The organism is Rhizobium sullae (genome assembly GCF_025200715.1).
Classification (GTDB): Bacteria; Pseudomonadota; Alphaproteobacteria; order Rhizobiales; family Rhizobiaceae; genus Rhizobium; species Rhizobium sullae.
The window spans coordinates 1,773,644-1,791,418 of record NZ_CP104144.1; the positions used below are offsets into that span (position 1 = coordinate 1,773,644).

At 58.6% G+C, this 17,775-nt stretch carries 18 protein-coding genes and 5 pseudogenes; 8 read left to right on the forward strand and 15 right to left on the reverse strand.

The genetic code is table 11. From position 1 onward, the window contains the following. Nucleotides 1-3: 3 nt before the first annotated feature. Nucleotides 4-255: pseudogene (locus N2599_RS29150) on the forward strand (transposase); the annotation flags it as partial. Nucleotides 256-268: 13 nt separating this feature from the next. Next, nucleotides 269-2,845: pseudogene (locus N2599_RS29155) on the forward strand (Tn3 family transposase); the annotation flags it as partial. Here the strand turns inward: N2599_RS29155 and N2599_RS37950 are convergent. Continuing rightward, entirely contained in the window at nt 2,776-3,105 is a 330-nt protein-coding gene (locus N2599_RS37950; protein ID WP_156915347.1) for a KUP/HAK/KT family potassium transporter, read from the reverse strand. The pseudogene N2599_RS29155 and the gene N2599_RS37950 sit on opposite strands and share 70 nt — an antisense overlap. 701 nt (nt 3,106-3,806) lie before the next feature. Here N2599_RS37950 and N2599_RS29165 point away from each other — a divergent pair. Continuing rightward, entirely contained in the window at nt 3,807-5,330 is a 1,524-nt protein-coding gene (locus N2599_RS29165) for an amino acid permease (protein ID WP_051336757.1), read from the forward strand. A 213-nt stretch (nt 5,331-5,543) separates the two neighbouring features. Here the strand turns inward: N2599_RS29165 and nhaA are convergent, their stop codons facing one another. Continuing rightward, the gene (nhaA, locus tag N2599_RS29170; RefSeq protein ID WP_027512788.1) at nt 5,544-6,746 is read right to left on the reverse strand and encodes a Na+/H+ antiporter NhaA; all 1,203 of its coding nucleotides are present in this window, start codon (nt 6,744-6,746) and stop codon (nt 5,544-5,546) included. Between the two features lie 259 nt (nt 6,747-7,005). Between nhaA and N2599_RS29175 the strand changes: the two are divergent. Both N2599_RS29175 and N2599_RS29180 read left to right on the forward strand, forming a co-directional pair. After that, nucleotides 7,006-7,347, forward strand: a pseudogene (locus N2599_RS29175) (hypothetical protein). A 198-nt stretch (nt 7,348-7,545) separates the two neighbouring features. Next, a pseudogene (locus N2599_RS29180) lies at nt 7,546-7,813 on the forward strand (IS630 family transposase); the annotation flags it as partial. 53 nt (nt 7,814-7,866) lie between these two features. Here the strand turns inward: N2599_RS29180 and N2599_RS37955 are convergent. After that, nucleotides 7,867-8,034: pseudogene (locus N2599_RS37955) on the reverse strand (hypothetical protein); the annotation flags it as partial. Here N2599_RS37955 and N2599_RS29185 point away from each other — a divergent pair. After that, nucleotides 7,987-8,322 (forward strand): hypothetical protein, encoded by a 336-nt coding sequence (locus N2599_RS29185; RefSeq protein WP_167333935.1) that lies wholly within the window; start codon nt 7,987-7,989, stop codon nt 8,320-8,322. The pseudogene N2599_RS37955 and the gene N2599_RS29185 sit on opposite strands and share 48 nt — an antisense overlap. Nucleotides 8,323-8,439: 117 nt before the next feature. On the opposite strand, the gene N2599_RS29190 is transcribed toward N2599_RS29185, so the two are convergent. From N2599_RS29190 to N2599_RS29245, 12 genes are all read right to left on the reverse strand, one after another. Continuing rightward, entirely contained in the window at nt 8,440-8,613 is a 174-nt protein-coding gene (locus N2599_RS29190) for a hypothetical protein (RefSeq protein ID WP_156915345.1), read from the reverse strand. A 250-nt stretch (nt 8,614-8,863) separates the two neighbouring features. Then, nucleotides 8,864-9,499, reverse strand: a complete 636-nt coding sequence (locus tag N2599_RS29195; protein ID WP_027512785.1) for an NrsF family protein — start codon at nt 9,497-9,499, stop codon at nt 8,864-8,866. Between the two features lie 85 nt (nt 9,500-9,584). Further along, on the reverse strand, nt 9,585-10,142 hold the full coding sequence (locus N2599_RS29200; RefSeq protein ID WP_027512784.1) for a chlorite dismutase family protein: 558 nt from the start codon (nt 10,140-10,142) through the stop codon (nt 9,585-9,587). A gap of 6 nt (nt 10,143-10,148) precedes the next feature. Beyond that, complete coding sequence (locus N2599_RS29205) at nt 10,149-10,784, reverse strand: NrsF family protein (protein WP_027512783.1); 636 nt, start codon at nt 10,782-10,784, stop codon at nt 10,149-10,151. Continuing rightward, on the reverse strand, nt 10,781-11,335 hold the full coding sequence (locus tag N2599_RS29210; RefSeq protein WP_027512782.1) for a sigma-70 family RNA polymerase sigma factor: 555 nt from the start codon (nt 11,333-11,335) through the stop codon (nt 10,781-10,783). The genes N2599_RS29205 and N2599_RS29210 overlap by 4 nt, the downstream gene beginning before the upstream one ends. A 108-nt stretch (nt 11,336-11,443) precedes the next feature. Then, nucleotides 11,444-12,058 carry a TetR/AcrR family transcriptional regulator gene (locus N2599_RS29215; protein ID WP_027512781.1) on the reverse strand — a complete coding sequence of 205 codons (615 nt, stop codon included), beginning with the start codon at nt 12,056-12,058 and terminating at the stop codon, nt 11,444-11,446. A 321-nt stretch (nt 12,059-12,379) separates the two neighbouring features. Further along, nucleotides 12,380-12,589: a hypothetical protein gene (locus N2599_RS29220; RefSeq protein WP_027512780.1), complete on the reverse strand. Its 210-nt coding sequence runs from the start codon at nt 12,587-12,589 to the stop codon at nt 12,380-12,382. Next, nucleotides 12,586-13,356, reverse strand: a complete 771-nt coding sequence (locus tag N2599_RS29225; protein WP_027512779.1) for a hypothetical protein — start codon at nt 13,354-13,356, stop codon at nt 12,586-12,588. The genes N2599_RS29220 and N2599_RS29225 overlap by 4 nt, the downstream gene beginning before the upstream one ends. Next, nucleotides 13,356-14,453, reverse strand: coding sequence for a Rieske 2Fe-2S domain-containing protein (locus tag N2599_RS29230; RefSeq protein WP_027512778.1), 1,098 nt, complete (start codon nt 14,451-14,453; stop codon nt 13,356-13,358). Before N2599_RS29230 ends, N2599_RS29225 begins: the two co-directional genes overlap by 1 nt. Continuing rightward, nucleotides 14,450-14,614, reverse strand: a complete 165-nt coding sequence (locus N2599_RS29235) for a hypothetical protein (protein ID WP_167333937.1) — start codon at nt 14,612-14,614, stop codon at nt 14,450-14,452. The genes N2599_RS29230 and N2599_RS29235 overlap by 4 nt, the downstream gene beginning before the upstream one ends. Nucleotide 14,615: 1 nt before the next feature. Next, nucleotides 14,616-14,831, reverse strand: coding sequence for a hypothetical protein (locus tag N2599_RS29240; protein WP_027512777.1), 216 nt, complete (start codon nt 14,829-14,831; stop codon nt 14,616-14,618). Nucleotides 14,832-14,838: 7 nt separating this feature from the next. Beyond that, entirely contained in the window at nt 14,839-15,558 is a 720-nt protein-coding gene (locus N2599_RS29245; protein WP_037143328.1) for an SDR family NAD(P)-dependent oxidoreductase, read from the reverse strand. 256 nt (nt 15,559-15,814) lie between these two features. Here N2599_RS29245 and N2599_RS29250 point away from each other — a divergent pair, with 256 nt between their 5' ends. Then, entirely contained in the window at nt 15,815-17,143 is a 1,329-nt protein-coding gene (locus N2599_RS29250; protein WP_027512775.1) for a tetratricopeptide repeat protein, read from the forward strand. Between the two features lie 27 nt (nt 17,144-17,170). After that, nucleotides 17,171-17,653, forward strand: coding sequence for a hypothetical protein (locus N2599_RS29255; protein WP_027512774.1), 483 nt, complete (start codon nt 17,171-17,173; stop codon nt 17,651-17,653). Nucleotides 17,654-17,775: the final 122 nt, after the last annotated feature.

The window sequence follows — 17,775 nt, forward strand, 5'->3', positions numbered from 1 at the left end:
TAGCCGAGCCTCGAAGAATGGATCGATGATGCCATAATTTCTGGGCTCGCCTCCTTGGCCCGTTTTGCTCGCGTTTTTCGTCGAGATATCGACGCCGTCTGCAACGCCATCGACCTGCCCTGGAGCAATGTTCAGGCGGAAGGTCAGATCAACCGCCTGAAAATGATTAAACGTGCAATGCATGGCAGGGCAGGCCCTGAACTTCTTGGAGCAAGGATGACGCCGATCAAAATGGCCGATCTCCACACAAAGTGAGGCAGACCCCGTGCCTGCCGCCCAAACCCTGCGCCAGGCCGATGCGTTAGCGGACATGGTGGTGGAGGAATTACGACGCCGACGTATCCTTATGCCGGCGCGCGCGGCACTCGAAGCCATCACGCATGTGGCGATAAGGCGCGGTGTTCGCATCGCTCACCGGGCCTTGGCTGGCGGACTGTCAGAGGTCCAGAAGGTCGAACTGGACAAACTTCTCGACCCGCGTGAGGGGACGGGTGTGACCGTTCTTGCCTGGGCGAGGTCACCAGCATTGTCGCCAGCCGCCGTCAACCTCGACAGGATCGCCGAGCGCATTCGCCTTCTTCGGTCGCTGGCCCTGCCGGTGACGTTGATGGAGCGCATTCCGGCCAAGGTCTTCAATGAATTCGCCGCAGAGGGGATGCGGATGAGCGCGCAGCATCTGCGCGACCTCAACACCGAACGCCGGCATGCCGTCCTGGCCGCGGCGGTGTTGCACCTTTCCCGCCATCTGACCGACGGCGCCATCGACATGTTCAAAAAACTCATGGGCATCTTGACTCGGCGAGCCGACAACCAGGCAGCCGCTCGCGTCACCCGGTCTGTCCGGGAGGTGCAGAAGCCGCTGAAGGACGTCTCGAAAGCTTGCCATGCGATCATCGAGGCCAGGGAGAAAGGCGAAGATATCGCCAAAGCGCTTGAACAGGTCATTCAGTGGCCGGTCTTCGCGACCAGTGTCCGGGCGGTCGATACGCTGATCGCGCCGGATGTCATCGACGGTAAAATCGAAATGCTCCAGCGCTATCCGACGATCCGGAAAATGGCGCCGGAATTTCTCTCTACCTTCGTGTTCCGCGGTCACGCCGTGGCGGCGAATCTCTTGCGGGCGCTCTCCGTGGTCGCGGATCTCTATCGTACCGGCAAACGGACGATACCGGACAACGCTCCCATTTCCTTCGCACCGAAAGGCTGGATGCCCCTTGTTCTGCAGGATGGCAAGATCGATCGCAGGGCTTACGAACTCTGCCTGTTCAGCGAGCTGAAACGCCGGCTCGATGCCGGTGATGTCTGGGTCGAGGGAGCCAAGCGCTTCCAGTCCTTCGAAAGCTTCCTCATCCCCACGCCGACATTCGAGCTGATGCGCGAGGAAGGCCCGCTTCCGGTTGCCGTCGATACCGACGTGGAAACTTACCTCCACCAGCAACGGCAGATCCTGAACGACGGACTGAGCGACCTTTCCCGTCTGGCCGCAGCCGGCCAACTCGACGATGTCGAATTGACCGGGGCGGGCTTCAGCGTCACGCCGCACAAGGCCATGTTTCCTGACATCGCGAAGTCACTGAAGCCGAAGGTGGAAAGCCGTCTGCCTGCGATCCGCATCGCCGATCTGTTGCTTGAGGTGGACGCCCGCACGGGATTTTCCAACACCTTCACCCATCTGCGCAGCGGTCGGACGGTTGACAACAAGCTTGCGCTCCTCACCGCCATTCTGGCGGACGGCATCAATCTCGGCCTCACCAGAATGGCGGATGTTTCCCCCGGAATAACCATGCGCCAGCTCGCCTGGGCGCACGACTGGCATATTCGCGAGGAGGGTTACACCGCCGCGCACGCCATTCTCGTCAACGCCCAGAGGCAATTGCCTCTCGCAAAGCTGTGGGGCGACGGAACCACATCATCCTCCGATGGTCAGTATTTTCCGACAGGAGGGCACGCCGAAGCGATCGGCGACCTCAACGCCCGCTATGGCCCCAATCCCGGAGCGAAATTCTATCGGTTCACCTCCGACCAGTATGGCGCTTTCTACATCATCGCCATGAACGCCAACGCGAGCGAGGCCATTTATGTCCTCGATGGTCTTCTCTATCATGGTAGCGATCTCGCCATCGAAACCCACTATGTCGATACCGGCGGGGTCAGCGATATGAGCTTCGCCCTCTGCCATCTCGTCGGCTTCCAGCTCGTGCCCCGGCTACGTGGTCTCAAGGATCGCAGGCTTTATCTCTTCCCAGGCGACACACCTCCCGAAAACTTGGCATCGCTCGTCGGCGAACCCATCAATGTCGAGCGGATCAAGGCAAACTGGAATGACATCCTGCGCCTCGTCACGACGATCCGCTCCGGCCAGGTCCGGCCTTCGACCCTGCTGGCGAAGCTGTCCGCATTCCCGCGCCAGAACGGACTGGCGCTTGCGTTACGCGATATCGGGCGCATCAATCGGTCCATCTTCCTGCCCCAATAGTGGCAGAGCCCCGAAATGCGCAGGAACGCGACCGCCGGACTCAACAAGAGCGAAGCTCAGAACACCTTGGCCCGCGCGCTGTTCTTCAACCGTCTCGGAGAACTGCGGGACAGGACCTTCGAGAGCCAGTTCTATAGGGCGTCAGGACTGAACCTTCTGATCAATGCCATCGTCTACTGGAATACGCTTTATCTCGAACCAGCTTTCGCCGAGCTCAACCGGGAAGGCATCGCCACGCCGCCCGACATTATCAAACACATCACCCCGCTCGGGTGGCAGCATATCAGTCTCACCGGCGATTACATCTGGACCCCGACGGACAGCATCGATCTCAGGCCACTGCGGCGCGAAACATCTATCCTCGCAGCGCGATCACCGTATGTTCTCAAAAGTCGGACAGATTCATCACTTTCGTGTCGTGATGCCAGTACGTCCTCGCGCAACACCGAGCCGTCGGACGCAGCTATCAGAAGCGCTTCGCGAAGCGCATAGAGAGGGCTTGTTCCGATGTCGCCGTAGACGACACCGAGCGCGCCAAGCATCAAGATTTTAAGATTCGGCTGGCCAGACGAGTCTTGGGCTGTCGGTTGCGTGGGATCGGCGCCGCTGTCAGCGTCGGCGTTGGCCATAAGAACTACTCCATCCAGAACTGGCGGGCCGCGATAGTTCTACTGCAACGCATAAGCAACTGTTTCGTTGCCGCAACCCGGTCATGATCCATGCGCGCGCCGCCTACCAGCCCGAAGCCTTTAGGAACCGATGTGCTATTTTCCGATACCGCCTTGGTAGGCGGAAATCAGAAAGGGTGCGGTGTCTCTGGCCGCGACTGAATCATGCTCAATCGCCTTCGCCGCACAAAGATCATCGAAGATGCTCTGAAGAAGCCGCAATGGGATTGATTTTTACGCTGTTTTCGAGATCGCGAAGGCCCACGTAAAGCTGTTTGACAAAGTCTGAAATTAGGCATGAAGTCATTGTCCGAGACGGGGCACCATAGGCAGCTTTGTCTATCGCGCTCCGCCGGGTGATGAGACGATGGATGCTGCGCGGCACAACGAGCCCGATCAGTCGAGTACCGCCCCGATATTGAACGGCGCGGACGGGTTCGGCTCGTTGTTCCACGTCAAACTTTCGCATGCACCAGACAGAAGCCTCGCGGTTGGCCACCCAGCCGCTTGTCTGGCCGCTGGTGGCACCCCCCGATTGCGCTATCGTGCTCCTCCAACGTCTGGTTCAACTAGCAAGCAGCAATCCACGTCTGAGCTGCGCTCGAGCGACCTTGCGCGGACGATGGAAGAATGCCGTAAAATAAAATCGAAAGGCAACTGCCATGCCCGATGACAGCAAGCATGAAGGCGGAGTGATCTACCACATACCCGGCCAGGACTATTTCGACATACGCGGATTGAGGCGCCACGCCGGCGCCTTCTCGCTTTGGGCTCTTGGCGTCGGCGCCGTCATCTCCGGTGACTTCTCCGGCTGGAATCTGGGCTTTGCTGTCGGTGGTTGGGGTGGCATGTTTATCGGCACCATCCTGATTACCGTCATGTATCTCGGCCTTACCTACTCGATTGCAGAAATGAGCCCGGCCCTGCCGCACACCGGCGGCGCGTATTCCTTCGCACGGACGGCCTTCGGTCCGTGGGGCGGTTTCATCACCGGCGTGGCGGAAAACATCGAATACGTGCTGACACCTGCCGTCGTGGTATTCTTCATCGGCTCCTATCTGACCGGGATCTTCGGCACTCCGCTCGGCTTCCAGCCGGCTTGGTGGCTAATCGGCTACATCGTTTTCGTGGGCCTGAATGTGCGGGGGGTGGAGCTCTCATTTAACGTGACAGTGATCGTCACACTGATCGCCCTTGCCATTCTCGCATTCTTCTTCGTGAGTGCCGTCCCGTTCATGGACTTCGGCAAATATGCAATGAACATTGGCGTCGATCCCACGACCGGCACAGCCGTCGAACTTCCGGACGGCGGCGGGCCGTTTCTGCCGTTCGGCGTCTACGGCGTTCTGGCCTCGATGCCCTTCGCCGTCTGGCTGTTCCTGGCGATCGAGCAACTGCCGCTCGCCGCCGAAGAATCGGTTGACCCGAGACGGGACATGCCACGAGGCATCATGCTCGGCATGTTCACGCTGATTGCGACAGGCTTCCTGGTGCTTATCATCAATCCGGCCATTCCAAGCGGCGCGTTCAAGCTTGGCTCGTCGGGCGAGCCTATCCTCGACGGCTTCCGTGCCATCTATGGAACGGGTTGGGCAAAGATTCTCGCACTGTTTGCCGTCGCAGGACTGATTGCCAGCTTCCACGCCATTATCTTCGCCTTCGGCCGGCAGATCTATTCGCTGTCGCGCGCCGGCTACTTCCCGCATTTTCTGTCAGTGACCCATGGCGCCCACAAGACACCGAACACGGCGTTGATCGCCGGTTCACTCGTCGGCTTCCTCGTCATGCTGGCTGTGTGGTTCACCCAGGGCGGCGAGCAGGCGGGCTCCTTCATCGGCGGCGTGCTTCTGAACATGGCCGTGTTCGGCGCGATGTTCTCTTACCTGTTGCAAGGGCTGACGTTCATCCAGCTTCGACGCGCCTTCCCGAACATCGAGCGGCCGTACCGCAGCCCGTTCGGCGTACCGGGTGCGGTCCTCACTGTTGTGATTGCGCTTGTCACGATCTTCTTCCAGCTCACCGATCCGCTCTATCAAAAGGGCGTCATCGGCGTGGCAATCTGGTATGCGCTCGCGATCGCATACTTCGCCGCTCATGGCCGCAAGACGCTGGTATATTCGCCGGAGGAGGAGTTTGCGGTTAAGCAGCGCGAAGGTGCAGCATCCATCGACCGCGACCTCGCCTAAGCAAATATGGTCGCCACCAGAGTTCCGGTAGCATCATGGCGCCTGAAGCCATTTTGCGGCTTCACCGTCAGACTGGCGGGTGCGCAACAGTATGCCCGATCATCACTATGCCTGCCAACATCAGGCATACGGCCGCGATCGCGCAGATCATACGAGCAGTTGGGAGATATCGGTTCATTCGGTCGAAACCTTCAAGGTCGCGTCCATCTTTTGTCATATGGATATTCGTGCCCGGCGCGACGAGAACCGAAGCATGAGATAACCTGCGATGCCAGAAACGCACGAGCCGATCAGGATGCCGAGCTTGGCCCGATCCTGAATCGCCTGGTCTTCGAAGGCGAGTTGCCCGACGAAGAGGCTCATCGTGAAGCCGATGCCGCACAGAAGCGCGATGCCCAGCATCTGCGGCCAGCTCGCGGATCGTGGTAAGCCCGCAAATCCGGCTCGCACCATCAACACGACGGCGCCGAGGACGCCGACGAGCTTGCCCGCTGCCAATCCCAACCCGACACCGAAAGTGACGGGTTCTGACAGCGACGCGAGCGTGACGTCCGTCAAGGAAACGCCGGCATTGGCGAAACCAAACAAGGGCACGATCACGAAGGCAACGGGACCCTGAAGGCCGTGTTCCAGCCGATGCAGGGGTGACTCCGAGTGTGACGCCTCGGGCATTCCTCGTGTCAGCTTCAGCGGGATGGTCAGGGCCAGAAGAACGCCTGCGATTGTAGCATGGATGCCCGACTGGAAAATAAGGCACCAAAGTGCAGCCCCCAGGACCAGGTAGGCAGCGAGACGACTGCCCCCCAATCGATTCATCCCTATCAAGGCGACGAACATGACCGCCGCGCCGCCAAGGGCCCAGTAGTTCAGGTCTCTTGCGTAAAAGAGCGCAATGATCACGACCGCCCCGAGGTCGTCGATGATGGCAAGGGCCGTCAGGAAGACCTTGAGAGTCACCGGAACACGCGGGCCAGCCAAAGAAAGCACGCCAAGCGCAAAGGCGATGTCGGTGGCCGTCGGGATCGCCCAACCATGTGCTGCGGTGGGATCGCTCCGATTGAAAGCAGCGTAGATTAATGCGGGAACGACCATGCCGCCAACCGCCGCAGCACCCGGCAGGATGCGGCGCGACCAACTTGAGAGCTGGCCATCCAGCATCTCACGCTTGATTTCCAGGCCGACGAGCAGGAAGAAAAGCGCCATCAGCGCATCGTTGATCCAGTGCTGCAGGCTCATCGGCCCAATAGAGACGTGCAGTGCAGCGAAATATGCGGAGGCCAGCGGCGAGTTGGCGATAACGATGGCCAGCAAAGCGACGATCATGAGCAGCAGGCCTGCAGACGTCTCGCTATCGAGAAATCGGCGGAAAGTAGAATGGATCAGGCCCTGGCCGCTCGGACGGTGTGACAAAGACAAAGGGTCACGCTCCCGTGTGAGAGTTGATCAAAGTCTCCGTCGTTTTCGGGAATCCCGTGGCGCACGCAGCACACGCCATCGCTTGCAATCTAGGTCATTGAACGCAGTCGTGCCACTAAAATCGATGTTATCGAAGCTAGATTGCTGCCGGTCGCGCGATGGGGTTGTTAGGGCTGTTACTGTCGCGGTTCTCCAAGCTGAGGTTGATTGTAACAACTCGATTTAGGAAGGTCGCCCGATCAAAATGAAGGAGTTCGGGATGGGTGAGAAACGCACGCGCGTCTACCACACCCTTGTTGAAGGTGCGAAAGACGGTCTTACTGACAAAGGGTTCTCCGAATACGTCCTCGAGACCTGACGAAAGACCTCGAGCAAGCGCATCGTGCGCGCTTCGCTCCTCGCGCTTACCGATCCCGACCTTCACGATCGGCACCTTCTTGATGTCGTCTACGCTTTGGCCGTCAAACACCGCCTCGACAACCTCGGCATCGCGAAAGATGACGCCGAAGACGACGACATGACGAAACCGACGCACTTAACCGAGGCACCTGCCCCGCCCGCGGCAAATCTATCCTCAACGAGTACCCTGGAATTCAGATGAAGAGGCCGAGAAACCGCATTTGGGTCATCATCATCTTCGCCGTGTGCCTCGTCTTGGCCGTGGCTCAACTTGCGCTGTCGATCGCTATCTATTTCGGACGGCTTCCTTAGAGCGGTTCATTGCTTTTCGGAATCGGTGCGGATTCTCAAATCTGCCGAATGTGATTCATCATGGATGCTTGAATCGAGGCCAGCATCGATGACGCAACCCTATTCGAATGATCTTCGTGAGCGCGTAGCGGCTCCAGTTGCGGCGGGTCAGAGCTGCCGGGTGGTGGAGCCGCATCGCACCTTCACCGTGGAGCGTATCGATCAGACCTCGCATCTGACGCTGCATCGGCTGGAGGATGAGCTGGCCGCCCGGTGTGACCGTCTCCCGCAATGTCATCTGGCAATTCATGCGCCGTGAAGGCCTGAGCTTCGAAAAAACGCTGTTCGCCCTTGAGCAGGGCCGTGCCGACATTGCGGATAGCGCATTCAAGGTGATTTCGCGGCCGAAGCGGACCTTGAGACGCGCATAAGCTTCGACTGATCCGCATTCGCGCAAATCGCCAATCGTCGAGATGTTCGCCTCGGCGAGACGGCAGGAGATGTATGGGCCGAGGCCGGCGGCGAACTCCGCACGATCTCGACGCCGACAGTGGACGCAAGCGGCACGGTAACCGGCAACAGCGGCTACACGATACACGGAGAGCTTGATAAACTGGCTATGAACATCGCCGTTGCGCGCAACATGGCCGGCGTGCGTTATTATATCGACTATTATGAGACGTTGCGCCTTGGCGAACGGATTGCGGTATCGATAATTGAGGAGCACCTATCGCTCTACCCGGAGCCGGTGATGATGCGCTTCACCAGCTTCGATGGCGATCAGGTGAGAATAAGCAGCAATGGCGACACCGCAAGCGTGCACGTGTATGACGCGACCGGGGCGCGTGGCGCATCAGAGAGTTGGTATGCGCGGTACGAGGACTGACGCATTTGGGCGGCGGGGCGGCCCGCTTTGCCAGGCGAAAAAACGGCAGTCTAACGTTTTGGTTCGAATGTTCAGAACGCCGAGCATCGGGGAAGCATGTCGGCTTCCGGGCCACATTCACGCGGGTCGATCCAGAGGAGCCACTGGCGGTTTGTGGCGCAAAGGAGCCATCTCGGGCTGTCTTGGCGGGCGACCGATTCCCTGAGGTTTATCGATGCGCGCCGCGGCGTGACGGCTGCCACCGAGTGCGTTGCGGTCCGCTTCGCTCAGCTTGTCGATATCGATCGTCATCGGGTACCTCGCGTTCGACCTCGCACCAAGCTGCCGCCGGCCTACCTCTGCGAGCACCGCAATGTTCGGCGCTCGATTACTTTTCCATCAGCTATGGCGTCGATCAGAAAATCTGACTCGGGCAAACGCAACTCAATGTTGTCAGTCCTTTTCCACCGAACGGTCCTGAGCCAGTCGACTGTCCATTGCAAACGCCATCGTTTTTCGCCGGACGGAATAGGGCCCGGCATTGCGAACGGCATAATCGCAGCTACCACCTCAGAAAGCGTCGGCCCGCAAAATACCCCGCAACGGCCACAATGAGTATGGCGATTGGATACCAGGTGGCGACGAACAACGGACTGTCGTCGGGGCAATTGGAGGCGTAAAGCGTAGCGGCAATACCGGCGGAAGCCAATGCCGCGATTGCCCCGGCTTGACCGGGGTGATCCGGCGCACCATGGCGCATGACCAGAAAGAGGAACACGGTCGGCGCTAACGAGAGGATCGGGATGACCGTCAGGCAATGCAACGCGTTGTGGCCAACCAGTCTGCTTTCCCACAGATCGGCTGGGGTGACAATCAACTCGATGGTAGCGGCGGCGATCAGCAGCGTTGGTGCCAGCAGCAGTAACCAGCGCCGAGCCGTTGCGCCCTCCCCTGGACGGATAAGGCTCTCCATCAGCGATGCCGCCACAAAAAACAGTGCCAAGGTGGCAATGAACTTGAATGCGAAGCGCGCAGTCAGGATGGCTTGAGCAAAATCAGGTCGAACACCCAGGACCGAAAAGAACACCAATCCCGCCACCAATGCGCCAGCAGCTGTCGCCAGAGCAAGCGCCCTCGAGAGATTGACGGGCCGCCGTGTGTCCTCTGATATCAGATTGATCAGGTCTTCCGTGTTCACTCAAGTACTCCGTTTGCGGCTGGCCTGACGAGAACCATCCCGTTTTGTCGTGCGACCTTGCGCAGGATTGGCTATCCTAGCATGATCAACCATCTTGCCATATCCGCAAGCGGATCTCGACCTCACGTTCGACATAACGCCATTCTTCGGTCGCCCGCAATCGAAGGAGCATGGCATCAAATTGAGGGGCGCTTTCCTCGGCGAATTCGAACCACGTGAGAAAATCGAAAGGCTCGCCAAGATCATGACTGTGATAGAGGCGTCGAGCGACCGCAGGCAAATAGTCCATCCCGATCTGAAAATGCGCCGACCTCTCCTGAATGATGGCCCTGCGCTCGTCCTGAGCAAGAGACCACCAAAGATCCGACTTGCGGATCGGGATCAAGACCGCAAGGCATGCCTTTGCGCGGCCCAGCGGAGGTTGGCGTTCTCCAAGCCGATCGAGTTCCACACGGGTCGTGTATCGCGCGCTGCCGGCTGTTCCGCGCAGAACCCAGGCAGCATGAGCAGGTAATATGACCTGATTGGTGTCCATGACACTAAGACGAGGCGCAACATCCAGACTCTTGCCAGCAATGGCGCGCGTTGCCTCGACCTGCCATTGGCCACTCTCACCAGCCACGAAGTATGTCGGCTTCACCATCCTGACCTACCAGCGCAACATTATGTGGCCAAGCAAAGCACCGGTTCCGGCAACTATCGAAATGGCGATCGGATACCAGAGCATTACAAAGAGCGGACTGTCATCATCGCAATTTGTTGCGTAGAATGTCGCGGCAATCCCTGCCGCTACGAGCCCGGCAACAGCTCCCGCGACCGCCGGTCGGGTGGGGGCAGCGTATCGAAGCGCGTAGAGAAAACAGGCAAGAGGACCCACCGATAAGAAAGGGATAATCGTCAGGCAGAGGCTGGAATTATGCCCGATCATGCGCGTCACCCATGTCTCAGACGGCATGACCAACAGTTCAAGGATCGCCGCTGCACTCATCAACAGAGCAGGAATCAATAGGCCCAATGCCGTCAACCGAACCGGGACGCCCGGTCTTCCAATCCGGAGCATGACTATCCCACCCGTCAAGGCAAGAAATCCCGTGATCACGAATTTGAACAGGAAGCGGCCGGACTCGATGGCCGTGCCAAAGTCCGCACGCAAGCCGATGACCGCGAAGAACGAAATGGCGGCGATCAAAGTGGCGGCAGTGGCAGCATGCATCAGGGCATGATCAAGATTCAGTCGAACCGGCGTATCCTGCACGAGCAGTTCGATCAACTCCTCAGTCTTCATGTCACACGCCCCGAATAGAGAGCAGCCAACCCCTTCAATGCCCTATGCAGGGAAACACGTACCGCCACCTCCGTCATTTTCAGCCTATCGGCCGTTTCCCGAACGCTTGACCCTTCAATCGATATCGATTGAACGATCGTTCGTTGCGGATCCTTGAGCTTGCCCAGAATCTGCTCGATATCGATGCGATCGGAGGCTGCGATGCGTTCGTCTGTTTTAAGTGTAGCAATGACGTCCTCAAGCGGTACCGACTGCCTGCCACGGCGCCGCAGGCTATCGACCACCTTGTTGCGAACGATTGCCGATAGCCATGGCCCCAATGGCCGTGACGGATCCCATGTCCCCCGCTTGAGATGGATAGTAAGCAGCACTTCCTGAACCACGTCCTCAGCCTCGCTGGCCGGCGCACCGAACTGGTCACAACGCTTCCGCGCCATCACCCGTAAATGTGGTGTGAGGGCCGTCAGGAATTTGCGATAGGCATGGCTGTCGCCCGCAATCGCGGAACGCAGCCAGGATGCCCATTCCTTTTCACGCGCCAGATCGTTCATCCGACATATCCTTCTTCGGCGGTTCTCGTGCAATTGTTACAGAGACCAGCCGGATTTTTTTGCGTGTGGGATATCGGGCCAAAGCGCGCAAGCGTTTGAACGTTCATGTCATCGATCATGAGATAAGATCGTCTGACTGTGATTGGGTTCCAGCAGTGCAAAAATGGGTCTGATAAGGCCTTCCAGAAGGTCTCGTTCAGGACGCGTGCGCGCAAGCACGCGAATGCCAAGCAGGGTGCCGAGGAGGGTGCCGGCCATGTCGGATGCATTTGAAGAGCGATTGATCGATCCGTCTTCCTGGCCTCTTTCGACGCAGCGCTTGAAGAAAGCCTCAACCTGCACCAGGACTTGAGCCACCACCCGCTGAAACTCATCATCATGGGGTGCTACCTCGAGCGCGGAATTGACCAACATGCAGCCTTTTCGCTTGGTATCGCTCAACGACCGCTCAATGATTTCGTTGAAGAATGCGCCGATCGCCTCACGCGGCGGCTTCGTCTCAAACCGGCCGACACGGTCGCCGAAGCTCCGTTCGACATAGAAATCGAGCGCTTTGCGATAAAATGCGTGCTTGTCGCCAAAGGCATTGTAGATGCTTGCGGTGGTCAGCCCGATTGCCTGGGCCAGATCACGGAGTGACGTTGCCTCGTAGCCATGTTCCCAAAACCGCTCTACAGCCAGCAGTAATACTTTTTCTTCATCAAACTCTCTGGGTCTGGCCATATATCCTGTCTCCCAGAACATGGATCGAAACGGGCGACATGCCCAAGAGCATTGCTAATTCTTTTTAAGACATCCGATCTAAAACTCAACCGTGTGTGGTTGATAATTGTGCGAAAATTGGCGCTGCTTTCGGGATTGCGACGACAAGGGATATGCAGCCTTCGTTAATTCGAAGATTCAGACGTTGACCATGGCGTTTCCAGTCGACTGCGTCCCCGAAGTTGGAGAATCCAGTGTGATGTCTCGCCGCTTGAAACGCTCGAGAGCATTCTGTCTGGTTGGCCCGCATGATTGTGCCGGGCTCCAACCTTTGGCGACTTTCTAATTCAATAATCTCAACGTCAGGCTGTTAAGGGCGGAGAGCAGCCCGACAACGGCAACCCCGAAGATCACGTAGCGCAGTTCTTCGAACGGGGTGCCGCTCAGATAGTCCAGACCATACTGCCACGCGAGGATGATCACGATGGTAGCCATCAGCGCCAGCAAAAGACCGAACAGATGGCGCCAGAATCCTCTCCCATTCTGGGTCATGCTCCCGTCTCCTCGCGGAAACTATCGATCTTGAAAATCAGCAGATCATCGCGGCGTTCGATATTTCCTTCGAGCACCACCGGTAAACCGGTCATGTCGAGCAAGGCCGCCGGCATCGGTCCTCCGTCCTTTGAAGCGAGAAGAAAGAAAATGTGGCCGTCCACGGGTGCAGTGGAAACGAAGACCGGTGGAACACCTCCGGAGATACACAGATTGGCGCAGGCCTTGTGCGCGAGGCCGGTTCCCGGCTTCATGGCGCCAGCACTGCATTTTCCGTCGCAGATCTCGCCCGTCAAACGCCACGAGCCGAGATTCTCCGACACGGGCGTAACCGGCAGGGCTGGTATTTGCAGTTTGGCTGCTTTCAGGTCGTCTTCGCCGCCGATCAGCAGCATGACCAGGTCTCCACGCTTAACGAAGATGCCACCTGCCTGTGCGGTTTTGCCCGCAAGTGGCAGCGCCCTGTCGTCAACCCCGAACTTGCCCGAGCCCGCCAGCATGACGGCGCGCGCGGGCTTTGTACCGTCGGCGGGAACACGAAGAATTGGATAGGGTTTCACCTCCATGGTGCCGACCAGATGCTCTCCGGAGAGTTCATCCGCATAACTGCCCGCCCCTGGACTTTCGGTATTAAGGGACAGCAACGCCGAAGTCGTCGCCATGGCGGCAATGAAGAACACAATGAACCCGATCATCAGCACCCTGACATCGGCTGGGACCTTCTTGAAGTAACCGACAAAAAATCCACGTTCTAAAGGCTTCAGCATCAAACCGTCCCTTCCTTTTTCGGCGCGGCAACCGCGGGAAGCAACTCCGCGGGGATCGCCAACGGCTCCAGCTTTGTGCCAAGAGGCAAAGGTTCCGGATCAACCAGAACGCTTGAGCCCTCCAGGCGAAGGCGATATTTGCGGATCCGCTCCCGGAACGGCGGTGGCGAACAACCGTCCTCGGGGCGATATTGATAGCCATGCCATGGGCAGGTGATAAAGCCGATGACGACCTTGCCTTCGCCGATGGGCCCGTTCTGGTGCGAGCAGATATTGGATACGGCTGAAAGACCACCCTTTGAACGGAAGACGGCAATGCGCTCGCCGCCCGGTGCCGCCCCGATGATCGCCCTGCCTTCGGCAATCTCGCTGAGGTCACCGACGATCACCCAAGGCGCCTCGGGGGCCTTTTTCGACGCAGCCGCGTCAGCCGATGTCTCTCGCCGACCTGCGATAAGGTGCAGGACGCACAGCGTAGCCAATCCGCCGAGCGACAAAAATGCCAAAGCAAGATCCCGGCGATCGATCAGAGCGCCGAGCGCCACATGCAGGATGACCGCAGCATAGGCGAAGTAGACGCTCATGTGGATCGCCTTCCACACCGGCGGCGTCAGGAAGGAAAGCCAGAAATCGTGGCTGGTTACCGCAAGGACCGCCAGAATGACGAGCGCGAAGACGCCGAAGAGTTCGAAAGGAAAGCCGGCGGTGCTCGTGAAGCTGGTATTGCTGGTGAAGAGCGCCGTGAGCTGTGGTGTTGGACTAAAGGAGAAATACCATCCGAGCACATAGTAGGCATGCGTGGCTGCAATGATCGCGGTCATCACGCCAAAATGGCGGCGATTGTAGAGGAGCGGAATGAAACGGGCATCGATCCGCGCCAGCGGCCCGATTGCGAGGACGATGGTCAGCATCAGCAGGGCCAGAGACCCGAAGGCACGCATCCGTTGGATCGGCAGGTCGGTATCCCGGAGCGCAGAGGATATGACTGGGCCCAGCCGCAGGAAAATAAGGATGTAGATGAAGATCCCGGCCAGCATGACCGCGTCATAGATGATCTTGGTCCTGTTCCAGATGACCGGCTTGTAGGAGAGGCTCACGGTTGCTTATCCCCCTGTGCTGCAGTGGCATCCAGGCGCACGGCTGGCGCATCGGCCGGCAGTTTCGGAACGCTCGCGAAGATAACGACAAGCATGATCGGGAGAACGACCGCAATGCCTGTCCAGATCACAATGTGAGCGCGACGGTGACGGCGCTGCATGCTAGCGTTCTCCCCTGGAAAGATTGGCCCACCGCCAGACGACCAGCGGCCAGAGGAGAACGAGCCCAGGGATAAGGAGCGGCCGAACCGCATAGGCGTCACGTGCTCCCGGATCGACCTTGTCGAATCCGAACAGCAGAAAGGCGACGGCGACGGCAAGACCGATGCCGGCCCAAAGCATCAATCCTGCGGAGACGGGATCGGACATCGAAACCATGGGCCCCTCAGATGCGGCCGGTCGCCGGTATGGCCGCACCAGTGACGATGCCTCCTGCAGGCGAAATGAGGAACCCTATGAGCTTGGCGATATCCGTTGGCTGAACCCAGCTGTTCGTCTTCGCATTCGGCATCGCCGACCGGTTTTGCGGCGTGTCGATCGTGCCCGGCAAAATACAGTTGGCGGTAATGCGCTTGTCGCGGTTTTCCGCGGCGATGGCTTCCGTAAGCCGTATCACCGCCCCTTTCGATGCTGCATAGGCGGCTTGATTGGCGCCGGCCTTTAGTCCCGGCGCTGCCGCGACATGGACGATGCGGCCGTAACCTGCCTGCTGCATCGGTTTCAGGACCGCCGCACTAATTGCATAAGCCGTTCTGGCATTCATGTGAAACAACTGATCCCACTGGTGCACACCCGTCTCATCGACCGGTCCTGTCTGGAAGCCGCCGACGGTATTGGCGAGCGCGTCGAGCCGGCCAAATCTCGCGAGCGTTTTTTCGACCGCCTCCTGGCATGACGTCAAATCGGCGAGATCCATGCCGCCGATCAGTAGGATTTCGCTACTCTCGGGCAGGCTATCTGCCAATTTTTCCAAGGCTTCCGAATTATGCTCAACGCAGACGAGCCGCGTACCGTTCGCCGCAAGCTCCCTGACGACGGCGCTTCCAAGGTTTCCTGCTGCGCCCGTAACCATGACAACGGGGCTTGTTCCTGTTGCTTCACTCATGATGGTCCCGCCCTTTCGAGTTGTGGCCGCCTGCAAAGGCCTGCCCCCGTAATTCGCGGCAGCACATGGTTTTGTTACATGTGTTTTTAGGAAAATTCCCGCCCGCTCGGCGACGCCCAGAAATATCGATGCGGCTGCGAAAAATTTCAGGACCGGCTGTAACGAACCACCTGACGCGACCGTAAAGGTCTCTGTCGGACGAAGGGTGATGGGATCTCGAGGGTTCTGATCGGCGTCCTCCTGAAGGAGCAAACGAATGAAGCGCGATGCTTACGGTCTCATGACCAGCACTGACAGCAACGAGGCACAACGGGCATTCGAGAATGCCGTATTTGGTCTGGCGGCGCATCGGCCAAGTACTGGTGTGGCCATCCAGTCAACTTTGGCAGCCGACCCCCATCATGTTGCCGGCCATGCGCTGAAGGGCTTTGCAAATCTGATATTGGCGCGGTCGGAGCTCGACGAACCGGCTACCAAGGCACTTGTTGATGCGCAGGCAGCGCTGATGGTCAGAGGCGGAGGAACCGGTGACGAGCGCACCCTTGTGAAAGCACTGGAGGCCGCCGTCGAAGGCTCGTTTTCGCGTGCGACGGATATTCTCGACGACGGTTTCGAGGATCGGTCGGTGACGTTCTTGCCTTTTAAGATTTCGCAGGCTCTGCGTTTCATGCTTGGCGATGCCCGCGGGATGCTACGGGCCAGCACGCGTGCAGTCGCCCGCCTTGACACCAGCACGACGGCGAAGGGCTTTATTCTTGGTTGCCACGCGTTTTCGCTTGAAGAGCATGGTCGGTATGCCGAGGCGCTTGCCGCGGGGCAGCTTGCGGTTGCTCTGCAGCCCGATGATTCCTGGGGCCTTCACGCCGTCTCGCATGTCTTCGAGATGCGGGGCGATACGGAAGAAGGCATTGATTGGCTCGAGGCGAACCGCAAGGCCTGGTCGCGCTGCAACAATTTCTCCTTTCATATGGCTTGGCATCTCGGTCTGCTACACCTGGAACGCGGCGATCATGATCGGGTGCTGCAGATCTACGACGACGACGTTCGCCCACAGCAAACCGACGATTTCCGAGACATGGCGAATGCTGTCTCGCTCCTGTGGCGGATGGAGCAATCGGGAGCTCATGTCGGTGATCGCTGGACCGATCTGGCAGAAATAGCCCATCGTCGAAAGGCGGACACGACCTTGATTTTTGCAGCTCTGCATAATCTTGCCGCCATGGTTGCCGTTGGCGACCGCGATGGAGCTGTGGAGCTTGTATCGCATATAGAAGCCAAGGCGCTTGGCATGGATGACCAGGGCCGCGTCGCCGCCGAGATCGGTGTACCGATGGCGCGCGTTCTCACGGGTCTCGATGCTCCGGCGGACCGCCACATGCTCGAACGCATGGTGGCGAACCTGCCAAAGATCGGCGGCAGCAACGCACAGCGCGACTTTTTCGTCCTCGCGCTCGCCAGGGCGATGGCGACCGACGGCAATAATGTCGGTGTTTCGCGTATCGGCCAGATTCGCCAGCGGCTGAAGGCCGACGACCGACTGTTCAAATCCATCGAACATTCGGTTGGCATGAGTTTGTCTGCCTGATCTCACTTCAAAGAAAGGAAAAACACGATGTCCATGATGGAAACGCAAAAGACAAGCGTCTTCCCTGAAATTCAACCGAGCCTCGGCCGGACGATTATTCTTTCCGGACTTGCCGCCAATATTACCTGGGAAATCTGGGCACGGCTGATCACGCCGTTGTGGGTTGGCGGACCGCTGGAGCCGGCTGCTCTTGTTCAATCGGTGTTTGGTTTCAACAATTTGTTGCTGGCCGAAATGATCCACGCGATCGTCGGTGTCGTTTTTTATCCGATCGGCTACCTGTTCATCGCCCGGCCGTTGCAGCGGCTGATCGTCCCCAAACTGCCATTACTGTTGACAGGTATCGGCTTCGGCATCGGTCTTTGGATCTTCGCCCTTTACGTCATGGCACACCTGTTTGGCGGCCAACCGGCATTTCTCGGTTTTGTTACACTCACCTGGGCGTCGCTGATCGGCCACATGCTGTTTGGTACGGTTGTCGCGTTCGTCGTCCGCCGCATGGAACGCTAGACCTGTTGGGACTAGGCCTGCCCGGTTCCGCCAACCAGCGGGCAGGCCTCTCAACATATTGGTTTTCATCACCAAGTCTAACACTGAACACAATTCAGTTGACCAAATTCGAGAGATTTATA